The following is an 18,516-nucleotide window of genomic DNA, read 5'->3' on the forward strand; positions in this document are numbered from 1 at the left end:
CTTTGTGAGTTTTTTGTGGTAAATCGAGACGAAAAAATAGCACACAAAAGTTCATTGATTTCACATTGAGTTTTATTCATTTTTGCCTGCGCCAATGTTGGCTATTTCAATAATTAGGAGAAAAGAAAATATGAATAAGCTCGTTATATTTTTTGTCGCATTGCTCAGCTTAAGCACCACGTCACTCATTCAGGCAGCGTCGGCAAAGTGCTACGTATCAAGCAACGGCAAAGAATTTTGTGTGATCTGTAACGATGACATGAGCAAGTGCAAAGTTGTCATTTTTGACAACAATGATGATCGATCAGTCTAACCCGTTCTCGAGGTGTCTTCCCAAAAGGAAGATGCCTCTTCTGCTACATGCAAAATCAGGAATCCAATATGTCTAATGGCAAAAATCTAATCATTGCGCTGCTCATGGTGATTTGCTTGTATTTATTATTGCAAACGCTTTATCATAAAAATGGTCATTCATCCCTAACCAACAATGATTCTTTAATAACGACATCAAAAGAACCACGAACAAAAACCTTCGAGACTTCTACCAACAACGAATCATTAAAAAAGCCACCATCTAACTCATCCTACTCCGAGGACTCATCAGACCCGTATGACGTAGGCACAGATAACGATGATTTTTTTGAGCAGCTAGGTGCTAAAATTGATCAATCAAAAACCATCGATAAATCAGATGAAATTCCCCAGCAATATGCGCTTGAAGAGCGCGATCCTGACTGGGCATTACCGACTGAAATCGCAATAGATAGTGCCTTAACTCAATCTTATTTCAATCACCAGCAAACCGTAACGCTGCCAGAATGCAAACACTCGATATGTCGTCTTGATTATCAATTACCTGAATTTAACCGAGAAGCCTTAGTCGATAGCCTGCAGCGTTTGGCAGCATCCTTGTTATATCACCCTAACTTGGCAAGGCTGCAAATCGTGACCTCAAACGACGACAGTGGTGCTGTTCGAGTCTACCTATCTGACCCTGAAAGACAATCCGATGACTCAGATGATTTCGACTATGATAACAATAACCAAAACCAGTAAAATAAGCTTATTTATCATGATGCTCAAACCGTGCTATTGTGCGCACATTGATGGTTTAATCGACATAAACTGTCGCTTTAAAGGAAAGTAAAATGCCGACATCACCTGATACGTTAATTCGAAAAATTATGATGCTGCAACGGCTCCCAACTCAGGGAAAAATGACAGCAGGAGAGCTATGTCAATATCTTGAGCAAGAAGGTTTTCCGGTATCACGACGCACTGTAGAAAGAGACTTAAAATCGCTTGAAGGCTACTTCGGTGTTTGTTGCGATAACAATACCGACACCTATGGATGGTCTGTGGATTTAAAGTCCATTCAACAAATAGGACAAATGGGCGTATCGCAGGCCATTACCTATTTTATCGCCGAAAAGGTGCTCAGCGATATCACCCCCAACAATCTTCTCAAATCCATGCAGCCCATGTTTAACATGGCTAAGAGAACGCTCAGCAGTAACAAAAACATCCATGCTCGCTGGCCAGACAAGGTTATGATCATTCCGGAGTTTATTGGTTTACAGAAGAAACCAGTAAAGCAAGAGATTCTGGACAACGTTTTTGATGCCTTACTAAGCGAGAGCCAGATTGAGATAAGTTATACAAAACGTGGCCAAACTAAGCCCAAACGCTATCAGCTAAGCCCATTAGGCATCGTAGTAAAGGGTCCAATACAATACTTGGTGGCTTATGACGAAAATCCAGAGAGTCGAGCAGTAAAGAGCTTTGTTCTTCATCGAATGGTCAGCTGTCGCGAATCTTTTGAGCCCATCAGCGTGCCGCAGGACTTCACCTTATCGAACTATGTTGAAGAAGGTGCCATTAACTTCAGTTTTAAACCATCAAAAATTCGCTTTAAAGCCATCGTCGACGAAAGAGTATGGGCTACTTTGATAGAAAACCCTCTTGGAGAAGATCAACAGCTCAAAGAAAAGAATGGCAAAATGGAGCTGCAAGTTACGGTTGCCAACACCTATGATTTCGAGCGTTGGGTATTAGGCTACGCCAGTCATATTACTGTATTACAGCCCAAAAAGATGGTTGATAAAGTAAAGGACTACATTGCAGAAATGATCCAAAATTACGATATAAAATGATCCTTCATTAAAGAAACCGCTTTTCTTAGAAAAGCGGTTTCTCGTCTATCAGTATTACTTCACATATTACTCATAAGTACCAGTAAGCGTTAGATCATCATACGCATTCCAGGTACGCACAATAACCCAGTAGCCACCAGGCTCAGGATTGTTGATCACACAGGTTTCGTTACTATCTAATGAAATATCACGGCAATCGTATTGTGACGTTGTTGGCTGGAAGCTTTTGCGAACATACAAATCAGCATCGCCATTGTCAGCAAAGGTTTTGAATGTTAGCTTAGTCATTCCCGCAGGTACGTTAATACGGAAAATATCGTTCTCACCACGGCTGGTGCCAGAAATATTTTTAATCACCATTTGTGGGTCAACAATCTCGGCAACAGTTACAGTTCGTGTAATCGAATCGGTAATGTCATCGTTATCGGTAACCGTGAGAGTGACTTCATAGCTACCCGCTTCATCATAAGTGTGAATAGGGTTTGCATCTGAAGAGGTATTTCCATCACCGAAATCCCAGGCATGACTTTCGATGGTTCCATTGCTGTCATTACTGTGATCAGTAAAGGTGACTTCAAGCTCATTAGTCGTATAACCAAAAGCAGCTCTTGGATCACCATTAGGTGGCACTTCATTATCCCCATCAGGAATAACACCACCAAAGAAGTTAGCAACCTGAGGCCAGATTAGATCAATACGAACCCCCTGATTTTCACAGCCGCCAAAGTGGTGCAATGCGATGACCTTATTTGAGCTAGCAGCTAATACCGGTGAACCCGAGCTCCCACCAATGGTGTCACACATATATCCAATGTCAGTATCGGCACCACGACCAAAAGCAAGTGGAGAGTCAACTCGACAAACCCCGCCCGCATTCTGATCACTTTCTATCGATAATTCTTTAGGATTACCTGAACCGTGTTGAGAAATATAAATGCGTTCATCCTGCAATGCATTCCTAACGTCCAATCCATAATAACCGAAGCTCTCAACCGCAGGAAAATCATTGATGGAGAACAGAGTATAATCCAGCGTGTAATCTGTCTTTAATAACTGATCGCCAGTAACAATAGTTGTATCATTAGTGGTACCGCTACCACAGCCAGTACGCTGATAGTTAAACCAGACCTCAGTACCTGACAAAGTCGATTGGCTACCAACACAGTGATTGTTGGTAAACATGTGATTGTCTTCGCCCACTCTCCAGGCAGTACAAAGACCAGAACCATTCATTAAGATACGAGCAGTAGGTCGTGTACGCTCATACTCAACAGGGTGAGAATCTGCCCAACACTGCACGTCTCGACGCTCATTCACACCACAGGTAGACAAACGTCCAGTGGGATCACTGCTGGTTTGATTCCACAATAAGCGCTGGATCTCTTGCTCAGAGTAACCTTGCATCGCAAAGTCTACATGAACCTGATAACGCTCGTTGACACTTTTTTCTGCCACAAACTCAACAATGGCAGTGTCGCCAACAATCGATAAAGCAGAAAAACGATTAACACCGTCATCGTTAATGCTTTCGTCCAAAGTCATTTTTTTTGCTTCGGTATTGGAGTAACGATAACTTTGGCTACCATCAGGACTACGAACTAAAACGTAACTGCCATCAGGAATATTAAATTGAGCAAAGTGAACTTTGATAAAGCTGGCATTCTTCTTGGTGATGACCATTTGCTTGTCGCTCAATACAGAAAAAGCACCAGGTCGAAACATTGCCGATGAACGACTATCGGCAAGCATAGCATTCAGTGACTTTTTATCGGCCACAGTAATCATTTGTTGCTTAGATGAGGACTCCATCTGTGCAGGAGCATCAGTTCTTGATAAAGAATCTGCCGCAATCGCATTTCCCCCCAAAAGAAACAGCGAAGCCATTATTGCAGACTTAACGGATGTATTGTTCATAATTACCTCGTTGAAAATTAATCGCCAATTACCCAACTGACTCATCTTTCAATTAATCTCAAACTCGGAAATTTTATTTGGATAATAACCAGCGATATCCCTATTTTTTATAAAGTGTGATTTACGAGTAAAATCAGTGATTAACTTATTCAAAGATAAGCGCAAACCAATTTAGACAAAGCCGCTTTTATTATCGATAACATAAAACTACAAATTTTGTTAAATTCAGCGTTTAATAAGACTACGAGATTGTAAATATTACAGCTTATTCACCTGTGCAATATATAACCTTATAATAGAAGGTTGGTAAACACTGCAATAAATACAGCACTTACTTATTAATATACTCAAAGTATTTCAAGGTGCAGGTAGGCGGCCAGCAAGCGAATCCCCTGAGCTTAGATAGACTAAGTGATTGGGGTGAGTGCGCGCAGCCAACACCACTGCACCTTGAAAGGCGACGGGTATACCCAAAGTATTTCAAGGTACAGGTAGGCGGCCAGCAAGCGAATCCCCTGAGCTTAGCTTTACTAAGTGATTGGGGTGAGTGCGCGCAGCGCTGCAACTTGAACATCAGCGCTGCTCCTTGAAAGGCGACGGGTATAAGTATTTTTATCCTTTCTTTAAATACTTGTTAGGATCAACAGGTTTGTCCCCTTCTCGCACTTCAAAATGAACATGGGGCCCAGTAGTTCTTCCTGTTGCACCAACCGTAGCAATTGTTTGTCCTTTAAAAACGATTTCTCCTTCAAGAACACTTCTATCATTCAGGTGAGAGTAAAGTGTTTGAACATTATTTTTATGCTCTATGATAATTATTTTTCCATACCCTCTATGGCCTTTAAGTTCATCCGTAGATAAAACCACTCGGCCATCTTCGGCTGCTAAGATGGGTGTTCCTGTATCAGCTTTATAATCAATGCCGCGATGAAAGTTTTGCTTATTAAAGATGACTCTTGATCCATAGTCTGACGATATGTCAGGCTGCTTAACAGGAGTGATCATTGACAAAGGCTCATCGGACTGACCTCCACTGACTAACACTGGCTGCATTGCCAAAGACAACCCTGTAAATAGCGCAGCGGCAGTGCTAATGCCCACTTTTGCTCGCCATGACTTGCCAAGGGATGCACCAGGGTGCATGATATTATGTATTCTCATTCTGAAACTCCATTGATTATCGGGTGAGAAGGGTGCCGTAATCGAGTCACGATCGATTACGGCACATTGACGAAGTGTCTTTAACATTGCTTGTGCATAGACGCTTCGTAAATCAGGTTGCTGTGCCAAAACATTAGCATCACACTCCAGCTCACTTGCCAGATCGATTCGTTTTTTAAAGTAATACAGCGCTGGATTAAACCAGCAAAAACATTCTATTAAACGAATAAAAAATATCAGGTGCGGGTCTTTTTTCTTTAAATGGGTCCATTCATGCTCTATCACTAACGACTGTTGCCTGGTAGAAAGCTGCGCAAAAAGGCTCTGCGGTAACATCAACACCTTATCAGGCCAGCGACATACAAAAGGTGGCACATTATTTCTCGTTACACGGATCTGCAAAGACTCTTCCGCCTCTACAGAGGTTAACAGGTGACTGACTTCCGAATTAATGTCCCGGCTATCGCGAAAGTCTATGGCGCTGGTTATCAGCTTTTTCAAACGTTGTAACTGCAAAGAGAAGTTAAGCAACTTAACTAGGCAGCCAATCACATAAATGCCCATCCATATCCAGGCAAAAGAGCTCAAAGAAAGAAAAGAAACCTCCTCGCTCACATCATACTCACTGGGTGCTGCAACTTGCGTAGCGCTACTCTCGGGTGCGGTGGACATTAGCTCCAGTACTAGAATTCCGTTATTTGATTTCTCAGGTAGTAGAAAGAACAAAAGCGGTATGCAAGTAACCACTAAGCAGGCAAACCAGAAATCGCGCCACTGACCAAGCGAAGGAAAAAAACGCAGCAACATACAACATAGCAGGAAAAGCACTCCTCCAATAACAAAGCTGTACGCACATAAGATTGCAAATTGATGCGCCATAGTATTATTCCTGCGTATCACTTTTTTCTGATGACGACTGCAAAAGAGCTTCTAACTCTTTAACCTCATCTTCATTCAGCAGCTTACTGTCAACAAAAGTAGAAACAGGCAAAGGTCCATCTAGCTCTAACACTCGACGAGCAAAATCACGAACGAAAGAAGCCAGGGTGCTAACCTTTTTTAAAGCTGGACGATAAATTCGAATCCCATGCGCATCCTCGGCGACAATCCACTGTTTTTGCATCATGCGCTCCAGCGTTTTACGCGTAGATGAATACGACCAGTCGAGCTCATCGACAACTAGCTCGTGAATTTCTCGAGCGCTTAATGGCTCCTGCTTCCATAATGCTTTCAACAAGCACAATTCAGTGGGGGACGGTTTCGCCGACATAGTAGAATTACCTGATAAGTTACTCCTGACACAATTATGCGACAAGTGTCACACGATGTCAACTAACACTTACAGAGTAGCGAGAAAAAACAGCTGGATATGAGATATAACCTTTTGATAAGCTTAGGATTCTAACGAGACTTAAGATAAGCAGGCTATGTCAAATATCAACTCTCTCGAACAGCGTTGGCAACAGCTCTTTAGCAAGGGCTATAACACCTCCATTGTTCAGCAACACTTTGACAAAATTACGACCTACTACAACGAAGCTCACCGTTACTACCATACTCTCAAACATATAGAAGCCTGCCTAAAACACTTTGATGAAGTCTCTGAGCAAATAGATGAGCCAGAAAGCTTTGAGCTAGCCCTTTGGTATCACGACGTTATTTATTCAACTCGCCGTAAAGACAATGAAAAACAAAGTGCAAACTTGGCAGAACAGTGCCTACAACAAATTAACTATCCGAGTAATCAAATAGCCACAGTCAAAAGGCTCATTAACATCACAGCACATCCATCTCCAGTGCACTCTGAAGACGAAAAGTTGATGGTGGATATCGATCTTTCTATTTTAGGTGCACCAACCGATATTTTTATGAACTATGAGCGCAATGTTCGTAGTGAGTTTCGGTGGGTTCCTAACTTGATTTACAAAATCGAAAGAAAAAAAGTTTTAGAAAGCTTTATCAAAGAAGAAAACATTTATAAGACAAATTATTTTAAAGATAAGTTAGAAAAAAATGCTAGAAGCAATATACAGAAGCTGATTAAAAGTCTGTAAAAAATATCACAATTAAACTTTATTTAACAAAACTATTTATCGTTACACCTGAAATATTTTGTCAAATGTATTGATATCTCTTTTCATATATTTGTTTGTCCATAGCCACCTATTAACTTGTCTTTTTCGTTAACTTTTAAGCATCTTTTAAAAAATTATTGCCCAAATAAATTCCATAAATATGTATCTCAAATAACAGTTCCAATAAAAGTTATTCAATAACATTGAATACACTTGATGCCTTAACTAATTCTCGCGACACTGTTTTCCGCCGGCACAGAAAAGAAAGATTATATTTAGTTTAAAGGAGAACTATAATGTTGCACAAAAACTTAAAAGTCGTCGCATCAACGCTTCTACTCACAGCTAGCAGTATTGCTTTTGCTGCTAACGATATTAATGATCAAGGAGATCAGTTTTCACAAGCTTCTTCAGATGGTGTACTCAAGTTTTCAGGTTTCATTGGCCTAAAATGTGCGAGTCCATCAACTTGTGGAAATTATTTTTCGGGTTGGGCTAGAGCAAAAGTTTATGAGAAATTTGAAGTAGACATCCCTCCTCGCCTGGAAATGCGCCTTTATTGGAAACAAAATACTCCAGCAGGTATTGCTGCGGGTCGAAATACTGCCAAAACGCTTGGAGCAGAATGTCCTGATGGCAGTCGAATGACAGCGACATGGACCTTGAGTAGCAGCGGCTATCCTCTTTCAGCAACAGCGATTGATTGTGATGGTCAACTGCACGCCTATTCAGTACGTCAGCCCTTCTAAACCAAAAAAGGCCATAAGCAGTAGCTCATGGCCTTTGAACCTAATACTTTCAAAGAAAATTTAATATTCAAAGTGACATTTTTTCTTTTGAACTTTCCATATAACAGGCTGCCAATAGTCTTTAATCGCTCGACTTAACTTATTCGGCGTAACTCGAGCACCAATGTAGTAAACCTCATCAGGTTTTACATCAATCTCTAGCTCTAGAGATTGACGAACCGAGGGTAGGCGCATAGAAATGTAAGGATCATCAATGAGCTCTTTTAAAACAAGAGTATGCTTGCCAACATTTAACTTATAGCTGTTTCGCTTAAAACTCACTTCGTTATCATCAATTTTTTTAAAAGAAGCTTCATATATACCTTTAGAACGGGGAGGACTGAAAAACACAGAGACCTCGCCACATGGAATATCATTCTCGGCAGATGCTAATCGATTATGAGAGAAGTCTTCGGTTCCAATTTCCAACTTCATGCTCGGCATAAAGCGTCCCGTTACTTCTGTTTCTATGGTTTGCGTTGAGCTGCCACGATCAATTTTTAGGCGCAAGTTCTGGCCAACAGTTAATAGCTGTAACGTATTAACGGCAGACTCAAAAGTATGCTTATTGATTCGGATATTATTGATCTCAGTCATAATATCGCCGCTTTTAATACCGATTTTTTCGGCTAAGCTTCCTGGAGAAACACTTAAAACTCTAACGCCATCTTCCTTTTCGGCCTCGATCACAATGCCTAAGTGAACCGATTTTTGCGCAGGAGACTCCCAGTTGAAGGTAAAGCTCTCAAAGTTATTACCCGCTTTCTCTTCTGTTTCAGAAATAGCAAGCAAAGTGCTTTTAATTTGAAGTTTGAGCTGTTCTAACAAACGTTGTGAATCAGGGCTTAAATCTTTTTCATTAACTTGAGAAAAGACAAGAGGTGACAACACACACAAACAGGCACCAATTATTGTTTTAATATTCATTTAATAAGTGCCTACTAGATACTTAATGATTTTTTTTCTAAGTGTTGGCTTAACATATTTTGTAGAATCAACTTTCTCTCTTTCCATAGCTCGGTTTTTACTTTATCAGATTTAGAGTCCAGATAAGCCTTTTGTATCTTAAGGTCAATTTCATCTAATTGAATCTGACTTAGCTTTACGCTCACCTTATATTCAAATTGCTCGCTACTTCTTAATCTTTCGATCAACGCATACATTTGTTGGTTTTCGCTTACCAGCGAATCCAGCTCAGAATGGCTATCTTTAAATTCGTTAATCACTAAGAAGGAAACCAAGGCTAAGATTGAAGCAGCTAGTGCAGAAGTTAAGTGTCGCCATACGCGCACTTCTTTTACACTGGATTGCATTTGATGCTCAACTTGCACATTGCGCCACACAGAGCGTTCCATTTTTAACTCTGGCAGTCGACTCAAGGACTTTCTCATAGACAAGAGATTGCCTTGCCGATAGCGGCATTCCTCACACGATTTAAGATGATCTAATTGCTCTGCGTCCGGCTCTAAAAGTTGCTCATCGCTTAAATGCATTAGACGGCTCTCTCTTTTGTTGTGATGCATACTTCCTGAGTTGAGCAAAAGCTCGACTCAAAGTCACCTTAGAAAAACTCTCAGACTTATCAAACATCCGAGCGATTTCTTTATGGTTAAACCCTTCAACCTCATGCAGCAGCAATACAGCTCTGGAATTCATTGGCAATTTAGCTAACAACTTATCCAGATCCTGACAGCTTTCTAGCCAGTTATTATTAAAAAGGTCACCATCTGACTCATAGAAGTACTCGTCTTCACCAACCAGGTGCAGACGTTGTGTACTGCGAATGCGGTTAATGGTTTCATTCGACACAATGCGACGAACCCAACCACCTAACTCCTCGTAGCCACGAAAATTACGGATCCCCGTCATTACTTTAATAAACACATCCTGAGTAATGTCTTGAGCAAGATCGTAATTATCCGATATGCGATAGGCCAAACTGAAACAGGCATTGGCGTAGGTGTCATAGATCACTTCCAGAGCACGCAAATCACCCTTACGAGCGCGATCAATTAAAGTATGAGCAACCTTTTCACCAAATCCCAAAACAGCTTTCCCAAACATTTCGTTTTATTGTAACTACCTGATGTAAGACACGCGAGCGCGCCAATGGGTTACATCAGAACCGAAGAGTTTTCTACACAGTTTTACACAGCTCACAAACTCGAGCGTCTATATCTTTGATCCTAATAAAGATTTTTTCAAGAGTTCTGGTTGATTAAAAACCAGAACTCTTGAAAATGTATAAAAAACATCCATACCCACATTGAAGCAGGCAGCCCCCCACTAGACAAGCTCACGAAAGTAACAAAGCATGACAAAAGACACTTCGTAGTCTCTATATTAGTACTTATTAACCTCAAAAAGATGATATATTCCAACCAGATAGCAAACACCCGCTAACTTGATACATAACATCCTGGTCACTTATATATTCTCTTTTTAGGTAATAAAAACATGCTGTATTTATGGATTGTCACTTTTTTATGGGCTTTTAGCTTTTCATTAATCGGCGTATATCTGGCAGGAGAAGTTGACGGCTATATTGCGGTGTTTATACGTATGGCTCTGGCATTAGTGCTGTTTTTGCCTTTTTTGCGCAAACCTCCCCATCAAGTAACAATGTTCAAGCTAATGATGATAGGAGCCGTTCAAATCGGCTTAATGTATCTCTTTTTCTATCATAGCTTCCTGTACCTGAGCGTTGCAGAGGTGCTGCTATTTACTATTTTGACACCGGTTTATGTATCGCTTTTCGATCGTTTAATTGCCCGCAACAAGGTAGGCTTATTCTGGCTAGTGCCCGCCGTGCTGGCAGTCATAGGCGCTGCAGTGATTCGCTATCAACCACTGACCTCAGACTTCGCCATAGGGCTGTTACTGGTTCAAGCAGCTAATATTTGCTTTGCCTTAGGCCAGGTATGCTATAAGCGCCTCTCTCTTCCAGCTCAGCAGCCTATCCACCAACACTTTGCCTATTTCTTTCTAGGTGCGACTTTAATTGCTCTGCCTTCAGCATTGTGGCTTGGAGATTGGCAAAAGCTCCCCACGACAACTCTCCAATGGTCAGTCTTGATATGGCTGGGACTTGGAGCTTCAGGACTGGGCTATGCTCTATGGAATGCAGGCGCCAAAAAGGTGAACACTGAGCAACTGGCTACCATGAATAATATGCTTATCCCAGCAGGTCTGCTGGTTAACTTCTTGATATGGGATAGAGAAGCCGACTGGGTACGTTTGTTAATTGGTGGCAGCATCATCGTGCTTTCGGTCATGCTGGCACAAAGCACCCTCTTTGCTCGTCAAAAAAACTAATCTTCCTGTGGTAAGGGTAATTTGTTGCCCTTTTCATCAAGATTAACAAAAGTGATAGAGGTTTCGAACAACACGCCCTTCCCTTGCGAATGACCTCTGGCACCATACACTGATACATCGTAGTTTAACGACGTAGTACCTTTCTTTTTCAAGTTCACCGAAAAACAAAGGATCTGCCCGCATTCAATGCGATGTCTGAATACGACATTCTCTAGCGCAATGGTCACCAACTGATGACCAGGGAACTGTGTATTTGCGGTGATATAAGCAAACTCATCGATCCACTTTAATAAATTGCCACCAAACAAATACCCCTGATGATTCATGTGCTCAGGTAGCACCAATTTAAAATGTTCCATGATGATTCCAGCTCAACTTAAGTAACTAGGTAACTTATTAATATGCTTAGTATTTTATCACTCTAATATATCAATGTATGCTAAATCGGCCTATTTTATTTCGTCTTTCTGCACTCACCCGCGTCTTTAATAACAGAACGTAATGAATCCTTGCTCAAGGCAGCATCTAAGGTGAAATGAATGACAGCAGTAAAAGACGTAATAGTGATCGGCGCGGGGCCAGTTGGGATCGCCGCTGCCGCCCATTTAATTCAACGAGGGTTAACACCTCTGATATTAGAGAAAGGAAACTCTGTCGGCAGTTCCATACTCGATTGGGGGCACGTGAGTGTATTTACGCCCTGGAAATATGTCTATGACTCCGTAGTTAAAACCATGCTAGAAAAACAGGGCTGGGTGACCGCTAATAACGATGAGCTGCCTACCGGAAAAGACATTGTCGAAAAATATCTGCAACCAGCAGCCAATCTTCCAGAATTAAAACAATCGATCTGGCTTAATAGCGAAGTCCTCGCTGTGACCAAAGAAAACTTAAGCAAGATGGGATCACAACAAAGAGATAATGCTCTCTTTGAGGTTCAGGTAAAAACTCCGAGTGGCATCCAACAGTTAAAGGCTTCGGCCGTCATTGACGCTTCTGGTTCCTGGAGCAGCCCAAACCCGATGGGCTTGAACGGGTTGCCAGTGTTCGGCGAAGTCGAAAACCAACAAAGTATCTCTTACGGTATTCCAGATCTGCTCGGCAAAGACAAAGCAACTTATGCCAACAAAAGAATTCTGGTTGTCGGCGGAGGGCATTCAGCTATCAATGTTGTGATTGATTTAATGAAACTTCAGCAACAACACTCTAAAACCACTATCAACTGGGGACTACGACGCAACAATATCGACAAGCTACTCGGTGGTGGCATTAATGATGAGTTACCAGCGCGCGGTGAGCTGGGAACGGCAGCGATAAAAGCCATTCAAAGTGGTCATCTTGATGTCTTGGCCCCGATGAAAGTTGAAGCGATAGAAAAAACGTCAACGAGTTTAAAAGTATTCTTATCTGTTGATGGGGTTGCGCAAGAGATTGAAGTTGATCGTATTATCGTTGCTGCTGGTTTTAGGCCCGAGCTCAACATGCTACGGGAACTCAGACTTGATTTGGATAACATCGTCGAAGCCCCGAGTGCTCTTGCTCCATTGATCGATCCTAACTTACACTCCTGTGGTTCGGTTAAACCCCATGGTGTAGATGTCTTATCCCATCCAGACAAAGGCTTTTATATTGTAGGAATGAAATCTTACGGACGTGCGCCAACGTTTTTAATGTTAACGGGATACGAGCAAGTACGCTCCATCGCTGCTGAGCTTGCAGGAGATCACAAAGGTGCTAGAGAACTCCAGCTATCTCTTCCACAAACGGGCGTCTGCAACACAGGAAATCGAGTAGGAAAAAGCTTAGATAAGTCTTCCGTAGAACAAAGAACAACAAGAACCTCTTGTTGTGGTACTTCAAAAACGAGTCAAGCTCAAAGTTGTTGTGGTTGATCGCTAACTTAATAAGCACTCAATGATATATTGAGTGCTTAGTCACACCTTTTACGTTGTTTCGCTCTTCTTTCGTAATCCATTAGATTGCCTTGAGCGTCATGACTAAAATGACAGCAGTCATCAAAGGCTTGTTTGAGCATACTGCGGCTTTTTTGCACTCTAGACTTTAATGTTGAATAACTAACACCAATCTCTTCGGCATATTCCTTTTGTGACAAGTGATTGATATCAATAGCCATCAACAGCTTGGCATTTTCTTCTGGCAATGAGTTAATAAAAGGAACGATACAATCCGAAAGCTCTGCTTTTATGTCTTCAATGTCTTCGTCAAATAAATTATCAACATCGCTTTCATATACAGGCTTATCTTTTCGATAAAAATCAATAAGTGTATTGCTGGCAATCTTAAACAGCCAAGGCTTTAAGCTTTTTTCTGAATCCAGTGTCTCGAGTTTAGAATAAGACTTAATTAAGATATCTTGAAAAATATCATCCACATCCGTTGGATTTGATACACGTCTGGCGATAAATGACTTTAAAGCGACACGATAATTGTTCCAAATATGTTCGATGCTCATATTACCCAACACTCCAAAACGACTTAAATAAGATACCTCAATTTACGGTTAATAAGAATTGTCTCATAAATAGCAAAAAAAATTTCGTCTTTTTTATTCCCTCTTCGTCTTAAATAGTAAAGCAGTTATTACCCAACCAAGGCTTATACATGTCATCAACACTAACCTCTCAGAACATGGCACAAGAATATCCTCAAAAGGTATCTGTGACGTTGCTTGGGATAGCACAAATTATTTCTTGGGGAACTCTTTATTATAGCTTTCCTCAGATCGCAGAAGCTGTACAAGAAGAATTTGGCTGGATAAAGTCCGATGTTTATGGTGCTCTGACTCTAGGCCTACTGCTGTCTGCCACTGCGGCCATCCCTACCGGAATGTTGATAGATAAAGGATATGGACGTAGGGTAATGACAATAGGATCAATTGCGGCAGGAGCCATTTTTATCTTAGGCTCAATGATCGAGTCACTTATTGGCTTCTATCTCGTATTTGCCAGCATTGGTTTGCTACAGGCAGCGACTCTTTATGACGCTGCCTTCGCCGTCGTAGCCAGAGCCGTTGATACATCCCAAACAAAAAAAACCATCACCACACTGACGCTGTGGGGTGGTTTCGCTTCCACGGTATTTATTCCCTTTATCGAGTTTCTGTTGACGACCTTAAACTGGCGAGAGGTACTTGTTGTTATCGGTCTTATCAATGTGTTCCTTTGTGCAGGAATCTATTCCAGATTACCTCAAAAAGCCGCTCAGTCTACTCAAACAGTATCGATGGCGAGTAAACCGAAATCCAGACAAGGTGTACGATGGGCCATACAGCAACCTATGTTTTGGGCGCTTTTTTTATGCTTTTTATTCTTCTATGGCACAACAACGGCCTTTAGCTTTCATCTTTATCCACTGCTTATCGAAAAAGGATTATCGATAGTCGAGGTTGTTGCCTTCTTAGCCATATTGGGCCCGTCTCAAGTCGCAGGAAGATTAATACTTTTTGCCTTTTCGCATCGTATTTCCATGGCAAAACTAGGCATATCAATAGCTGCACTACTACCCCTTGTATTTGCAAGCTTAGCTTACTTGCCTGGAAACTTCTGGGCCTTGGTTCCTCTGGCCATTTTGTTTGGCGCGATTAATGGCACTATGACCATCGTAAAAGGCACCGCAGTACCAGAGTTTCTCACACCGTCTTCTTATGGTGCGATCAATGCCGCCATGGGTGTTCCAGTCAAAGTGATAAAAGCATTGTCCCCTTCATTAGCCGCGATGCTTTGGGTAATGACCAATAGTTATGACAGCCTTCTGAACATACTGATGTTTTTAGGCGCTGGTTCTGCAATCTTTTTTTATTGGGCAAGCCGATTACATAGCTCGTCCACCAACAATATTTAAATGAGTTTAGGAGTAGAAACATGACTGATGTCCCTAATATTGTGCAAGATGTTGTAGATATACCGACAAATGAAAAGTTGGCAGTCACCGCACCATCAACTCACGCACCGAGAATTTTGTTGCTGTATGGCTCTTTAAGAAAAAATTCTTTTAGTCGTGCAGTCGTTGAAGAGAGCACTCGTATTTTGGAAATGCTGGGTGCCGAAGTGAAAGTATTTGACCCTCGAGGATTGCCTTTTCCAGATGATGCCGATGAATTGCATCCAAAAGTTCAGGAATTGCGTGAATTAGTGACCTGGTCCGAAGGTCAGGTTTGGAGTTCGCCAGAACGCCACGGCTCGATTACAGGGATCATGAAAACTCAAATTGACTGGATACCACTATCTATCGGCGCGGTTCGACCAACACAAGGGAAAACCCTGGCAATTATGCAGGTCGAAGGTGGTTCTCAGTCATTTAATACAGTCAATCAATTGCGCGTATTGGGCCGATGGATGCGTATGTTAACGATCCCTAATCAATCTTCTGTGGCAAAAGCTTGGTCAGAGTTTGATGAAAACCAACGCATGAAAGACTCGCCATTTTATGACCGCATTGTTGATGTACTCGAAGAGTTGGTGAAGTTCACTCTACTCACTCGGGATAGAAAAGACTATTTGGTGAGTAGATACTCAGAACGAAAATCAGATTTTAAAAGCTCTCAAAATGTCGGTAAGATCCAGGCAAAAATGTAGTTTAAATACCTATAGGTAAGTTCTACATAAGATTAAACATAAACTTTGAGTTACTGCTATCACACTTAAATAGGGTTCTGGTAGCAGTATCTTCGTCCCTATTATCGCTCATCATTTCTGCTTGGCTCATCCAACATTCCACTCAACGCGAACTTCACAAATTTACGACAGTTGTTTTGATAGTCTCTCATCCTAAAAATTACTCCCGATTGATTAAGCATTACAAGAACCCTATGAGAATTAACTTCACGGAGAGGCAATGAGCTACTTAATACGATCAACACTGCTTTTTTCACTGTTCATACTTTCAAGTATTCCTTTGACCGCAAAAGATGATCTTGCCAGTAAAAACACTAGTACCGACGAACTGCATAGATTCATACAACAGAGAGCCGATAATGACCAGTTTTCTGGAGCAGTTCTTTTAGCAAACAAAGAGGAGGTCTTGTATCAGTCGGCTTTTGGTTTAGCAAGCAAACGTTATTTAATACCTAATAATGTTCAAACTAAATTCAATCTAGCATCAATGAATAAAATGTTCACAGCAGTCGCAATAATGCAGCTTATTGAAAAAGGAAAACTCACTCTCACAAGTTCGTTAGTTGAGTTTATCGATGAAAGCTGGCTCCCTAAAGAAGTGTCTGAAAAAATAGAAATCCAGCACCTATTATCTCATACCTCTGGCCTTGGCAGTTATTTTAACAAGAGTTTTATTCACTCTGCCAGAGAGCGTTACCGCACTCTCAATGACTATAGAAATCTGGTTCAAAATGAAACACTGAGGTTCAAGCCTGGAACAGATTATCACTACAGTAACACAGGCATGTTAATGCTAGGTATCGTCATAGAGAAAATCAGCAACAAAGACTACGACACTTATATTAAAGAAAATATTTATGATCGCGCTGGAATGCTTAACACTGGCAGCTATGACATGGATCAGCCCGTACCTAATTTAGCCATGGGTTACCTACCTGCAAATAATCATACAGGATGGAAAAACAATCTGTTCATGCATGTCATTAAAGGTGGGCCTGCTGGCGGCGGTTTCTCTACCATAGAAGATCTGCATCGATTTGCTGTAGCACTCACTACTTATAAACTTTTAGGTAAAGAGGCAACCGAACAGCTGTATTCTGCAAAGCCCAAACTGAACTCAAAAAAATATGGCTATGGATTTCGAATAAAAAACAATGATGAAAACCGAATTGTAGGTCACGACGGAGCTTTTCCAGGAATTGACTCGAATTTGGATATTCATCTGGATAACGGATATATCTCGGTCGTACTTTCTAATTATGGCAGAACTTCCAAACCCATAATCGAAAAAATAAACGAGCTGATTTATCTCTGAGACTCAGAACACCACTGCTAATTTTACTGATTCACAAGGTAAGTGAATTTGCGTTACAGTCAATGCGGAAGCACGCAGTTTATAAATATAAGTGAGCACTTCCAACGCTGGATATAACGCAAATTCCGTGGCACGACACATAAACCCAGATTTTCTGATATTATAACCGTCAAGAAAAGACAAGCCAACAAATGCCAATATGCCAAGTATTCCCTGAAGTCATGTACCTTTGTGTACTCTGAGTTAACTCCAAAAGTAGAAAAAATCGACTTTCAGTTTTGGTGGTTATAATAGTTTGGTTTGAGGTTGTATCTATGTTTTCTACAATAAAGACTATCTTAGTCGCTTTTGTATTTTCTAAATTTGTAATCAGCTACAAACTTTAAGAGGGCCCATTCAAATAAGTTAACGGTGTTGTGGAAAACTGCTTCTTAAAATACTGAGTCATATGGCTTTGATGACTAAATCCCGTTTTTATGGCTATATCAGAAAGAGAGTAACTCTCAGACTTTAGAAGCCTTTTTACTTCTTCTAGTCTCAGGCGCAAGATAAATTGAGCAGGAGAAATCAAAAAAGTTTTTTTGAATTGTCGAGCAAAGTGAAAATCACTGAGGCCAATTTCTTTGGCAAGGCTTCCGACAGTGATCTTTTTATCTAAATGCTCATGAATAAAGGAGCGAATTTTTTTGCGCTGGAGTGGCGATAAGTAAGTGTCTATATTTCTGCGATCGATGCGAGTCTGGCTATATCTTTGAATCAGGTGATGAGATAACTTAATTCCTAATTCTTCATGATACATTTGAGGTTTGTTGGACTGAAGGCTGGAACGCATGATTTGTGCGAGCTTAGAATCATGAATATATGTTTCTTCGGAAAGGCCAAATCCTAGTAGGTCACGATCAAAATATAGAGAGGTTATTTCTTTTAAATACTCTGAATCTATATAAAAAAACACAAACTCAATAGAGTCGCTAATATTCCAGAGAGATTCATGCTGCTGAGGCATAAGGCAGATACTGTTAGCACCAGCATGTTTTTTTCTGTGATCACTACGAAAGCTTTTTTCTCCACCTCGGAGCGAAATGCTTACGGTATGTAACTGGTTGTCTATATACCGTACATTGCCTTGAGAATAACTAAGGTGATCAATATGTATGCCAG

Annotated in this window: 19 protein-coding genes; 10 read left to right on the forward strand and 9 right to left on the reverse strand. The window is 41.0% G+C overall.

Going from position 1 to position 18,516, the window contains the following annotated elements:
• Nucleotides 1-130 precede the first annotated feature (130 nt).
• The 3 genes from NH399_RS12450 (at nt 131) to NH399_RS12460 (ending at nt 2,153) form a co-directional block, all read left to right on the forward strand.
• Complete coding sequence (locus NH399_RS12450) at nt 131-313, forward strand: hypothetical protein (protein WP_253040558.1); 183 nt, start codon at nt 131-133, stop codon at nt 311-313.
• Nucleotides 314-381: 68 nt separating this feature from the next.
• Complete coding sequence (locus NH399_RS12455) at nt 382-1,056, forward strand: hypothetical protein (protein ID WP_253040559.1); 675 nt, start codon at nt 382-384, stop codon at nt 1,054-1,056.
• A 92-nt stretch (nt 1,057-1,148) separates the two neighbouring features.
• Complete coding sequence (locus tag NH399_RS12460) at nt 1,149-2,153, forward strand: YafY family protein (RefSeq protein ID WP_253040560.1); 1,005 nt, start codon at nt 1,149-1,151, stop codon at nt 2,151-2,153.
• A gap of 66 nt (nt 2,154-2,219) precedes the next feature.
• Here NH399_RS12460 and NH399_RS12465 read toward each other — a convergent pair whose 3' ends face one another.
• The 3 genes from NH399_RS12465 to NH399_RS12475 all read right to left on the reverse strand — a co-directional run bounded on the left by NH399_RS12465 (nt 2,220) and on the right by NH399_RS12475 (nt 6,498).
• Complete coding sequence (locus NH399_RS12465; protein WP_253040561.1) at nt 2,220-4,067, reverse strand: PKD domain-containing protein; 1,848 nt, start codon at nt 4,065-4,067, stop codon at nt 2,220-2,222.
• 612 nt (nt 4,068-4,679) lie between these two features.
• Nucleotides 4,680-6,107 (reverse strand): M23/M56 family metallopeptidase, encoded by a 1,428-nt coding sequence (locus tag NH399_RS12470; RefSeq protein ID WP_253040562.1) that lies wholly within the window; start codon nt 6,105-6,107, stop codon nt 4,680-4,682.
• 4 nt (nt 6,108-6,111) lie between these two features.
• On the reverse strand, nt 6,112-6,498 hold the full coding sequence (locus tag NH399_RS12475; protein WP_253040563.1) for a BlaI/MecI/CopY family transcriptional regulator: 387 nt from the start codon (nt 6,496-6,498) through the stop codon (nt 6,112-6,114).
• Nucleotides 6,499-6,655: 157 nt separating this feature from the next.
• Between NH399_RS12475 and NH399_RS12480 the strand changes: the two genes are divergently transcribed.
• Together NH399_RS12480 and NH399_RS12485 are read left to right on the forward strand one after the other, a co-directional pair.
• Nucleotides 6,656-7,282, forward strand: a complete 627-nt coding sequence (locus tag NH399_RS12480) for a hypothetical protein (RefSeq protein ID WP_253040564.1) — start codon at nt 6,656-6,658, stop codon at nt 7,280-7,282.
• 317 nt (nt 7,283-7,599) lie between these two features.
• Nucleotides 7,600-8,052 carry a hypothetical protein gene (locus NH399_RS12485; RefSeq protein WP_253040565.1) on the forward strand — a complete coding sequence of 151 codons (453 nt, stop codon included), beginning with the start codon at nt 7,600-7,602 and terminating at the stop codon, nt 8,050-8,052.
• A gap of 60 nt (nt 8,053-8,112) precedes the next feature.
• On the opposite strand, the gene NH399_RS12490 is transcribed toward NH399_RS12485, so the two are convergent.
• From NH399_RS12490 to NH399_RS12500, 3 genes are read right to left on the reverse strand one after another with little or no spacing between them, the layout of a single operon-like run.
• Nucleotides 8,113-9,018 (reverse strand): PDZ domain-containing protein, encoded by a 906-nt coding sequence (locus NH399_RS12490; RefSeq protein ID WP_253040566.1) that lies wholly within the window; start codon nt 9,016-9,018, stop codon nt 8,113-8,115.
• Nucleotides 9,019-9,032: 14 nt separating this feature from the next.
• Nucleotides 9,033-9,584, reverse strand: a complete 552-nt coding sequence (locus NH399_RS12495; protein WP_253040850.1) for a hypothetical protein — start codon at nt 9,582-9,584, stop codon at nt 9,033-9,035.
• Nucleotides 9,568-10,155 carry an RNA polymerase sigma factor gene (locus NH399_RS12500; protein ID WP_253040567.1) on the reverse strand — a complete coding sequence of 196 codons (588 nt, stop codon included), beginning with the start codon at nt 10,153-10,155 and terminating at the stop codon, nt 9,568-9,570. Before NH399_RS12500 ends, NH399_RS12495 begins: the two co-directional genes overlap by 17 nt.
• A 393-nt stretch (nt 10,156-10,548) precedes the next feature.
• Between NH399_RS12500 and NH399_RS12505 the strand changes: the two genes are divergently transcribed.
• Nucleotides 10,549-11,406 carry a carboxylate/amino acid/amine transporter gene (locus NH399_RS12505; protein WP_253040568.1) on the forward strand — a complete coding sequence of 286 codons (858 nt, stop codon included), beginning with the start codon at nt 10,549-10,551 and terminating at the stop codon, nt 11,404-11,406.
• Here the strand turns inward: NH399_RS12505 and NH399_RS12510 are convergent.
• Nucleotides 11,403-11,765 (reverse strand): acyl-CoA thioesterase, encoded by a 363-nt coding sequence (locus tag NH399_RS12510; RefSeq protein ID WP_253040569.1) that lies wholly within the window; start codon nt 11,763-11,765, stop codon nt 11,403-11,405. The two genes, NH399_RS12505 and NH399_RS12510, sit on opposite strands and share 4 nt — an antisense overlap.
• A gap of 180 nt (nt 11,766-11,945) precedes the next feature.
• On the opposite strand from NH399_RS12510, the gene NH399_RS12515 reads away from it, so the two are divergent.
• Nucleotides 11,946-13,298, forward strand: a complete 1,353-nt coding sequence (locus NH399_RS12515) for an NAD(P)-binding domain-containing protein (protein WP_253040570.1) — start codon at nt 11,946-11,948, stop codon at nt 13,296-13,298.
• Between the two features lie 38 nt (nt 13,299-13,336).
• Here NH399_RS12515 and sigZ read toward each other — a convergent pair whose 3' ends face one another.
• Nucleotides 13,337-13,879: an RNA polymerase sigma factor SigZ gene (gene sigZ / locus NH399_RS12520; RefSeq protein WP_253040571.1), complete on the reverse strand. Its 543-nt coding sequence runs from the start codon at nt 13,877-13,879 to the stop codon at nt 13,337-13,339.
• A 149-nt stretch (nt 13,880-14,028) separates the two neighbouring features.
• Here sigZ and NH399_RS12525 point away from each other — a divergent pair, with 149 nt between their 5' ends.
• The 3 genes from NH399_RS12525 to NH399_RS12535 all read left to right on the forward strand — a co-directional run bounded on the left by NH399_RS12525 (nt 14,029) and on the right by NH399_RS12535 (nt 17,355).
• Entirely contained in the window at nt 14,029-15,267 is a 1,239-nt protein-coding gene (locus NH399_RS12525; protein WP_253040572.1) for an MFS transporter, read from the forward strand.
• A gap of 20 nt (nt 15,268-15,287) precedes the next feature.
• The gene (arsH, locus tag NH399_RS12530; protein WP_253040573.1) at nt 15,288-16,001 is read left to right on the forward strand and encodes an arsenical resistance protein ArsH; all 714 of its coding nucleotides are present in this window, start codon (nt 15,288-15,290) and stop codon (nt 15,999-16,001) included.
• Between the two features lie 259 nt (nt 16,002-16,260).
• Nucleotides 16,261-17,355, forward strand: a complete 1,095-nt coding sequence (locus tag NH399_RS12535) for a serine hydrolase (RefSeq protein ID WP_253040574.1) — start codon at nt 16,261-16,263, stop codon at nt 17,353-17,355.
• A 382-nt stretch (nt 17,356-17,737) separates the two neighbouring features.
• Here the strand turns inward: NH399_RS12535 and NH399_RS12540 are convergent, their stop codons facing one another.
• Nucleotides 17,738-18,310, reverse strand: a complete 573-nt coding sequence (locus NH399_RS12540; protein WP_253040575.1) for a helix-turn-helix domain-containing protein — start codon at nt 18,308-18,310, stop codon at nt 17,738-17,740.
• Nucleotides 18,311-18,516: the final 206 nt, after the last annotated feature.

This window comes from Pleionea sp. CnH1-48 (genome assembly GCF_024124665.1).
Taxonomy (GTDB): Bacteria; Pseudomonadota; Gammaproteobacteria; order Enterobacterales; family Kangiellaceae; genus JAMXSB01.

Coding starts and splice junctions, on each gene's coding strand:
- NH399_RS12450 (WP_253040558.1), top strand. CDS start 131: ATGAATAAGCTCGTTATATTTTTTGTCGCATTGCTCAGCTTAAGCACC.
- NH399_RS12455 (WP_253040559.1), top strand. CDS start 382: ATGTCTAATGGCAAAAATCTAATCATTGCGCTGCTCATGGTGATTTGC.
- NH399_RS12460 (WP_253040560.1), top strand. CDS start 1,149: ATGCCGACATCACCTGATACGTTAATTCGAAAAATTATGATGCTGCAA.
- NH399_RS12465 (WP_253040561.1), bottom strand. CDS start 4,067: ATGAACAATACATCCGTTAAGTCTGCAATAATGGCTTCGCTGTTTCTT.
- NH399_RS12470 (WP_253040562.1), bottom strand. CDS start 6,107: ATGGCGCATCAATTTGCAATCTTATGTGCGTACAGCTTTGTTATTGGA.
- NH399_RS12475 (WP_253040563.1), bottom strand. CDS start 6,498: ATGTCGGCGAAACCGTCCCCCACTGAATTGTGCTTGTTGAAAGCATTA.
- NH399_RS12480 (WP_253040564.1), top strand. CDS start 6,656: ATGTCAAATATCAACTCTCTCGAACAGCGTTGGCAACAGCTCTTTAGC.
- NH399_RS12485 (WP_253040565.1), top strand. CDS start 7,600: ATGTTGCACAAAAACTTAAAAGTCGTCGCATCAACGCTTCTACTCACA.
- NH399_RS12490 (WP_253040566.1), bottom strand. CDS start 9,018: ATGAATATTAAAACAATAATTGGTGCCTGTTTGTGTGTGTTGTCACCT.
- NH399_RS12495 (WP_253040850.1), bottom strand. CDS start 9,584: ATGCATTTAAGCGATGAGCAACTTTTAGAGCCGGACGCAGAGCAATTA.
- NH399_RS12500 (WP_253040567.1), bottom strand. CDS start 10,155: ATGTTTGGGAAAGCTGTTTTGGGATTTGGTGAAAAGGTTGCTCATACT.
- NH399_RS12505 (WP_253040568.1), top strand. CDS start 10,549: ATGCTGTATTTATGGATTGTCACTTTTTTATGGGCTTTTAGCTTTTCA.
- NH399_RS12510 (WP_253040569.1), bottom strand. CDS start 11,765: ATGGAACATTTTAAATTGGTGCTACCTGAGCACATGAATCATCAGGGG.
- NH399_RS12515 (WP_253040570.1), top strand. CDS start 11,946: ATGACAGCAGTAAAAGACGTAATAGTGATCGGCGCGGGGCCAGTTGGG.
- sigZ (WP_253040571.1), bottom strand. CDS start 13,879: ATGAGCATCGAACATATTTGGAACAATTATCGTGTCGCTTTAAAGTCA.
- NH399_RS12525 (WP_253040572.1), top strand. CDS start 14,029: ATGTCATCAACACTAACCTCTCAGAACATGGCACAAGAATATCCTCAA.
- arsH (WP_253040573.1), top strand. CDS start 15,288: ATGACTGATGTCCCTAATATTGTGCAAGATGTTGTAGATATACCGACA.
- NH399_RS12535 (WP_253040574.1), top strand. CDS start 16,261: ATGAGCTACTTAATACGATCAACACTGCTTTTTTCACTGTTCATACTT.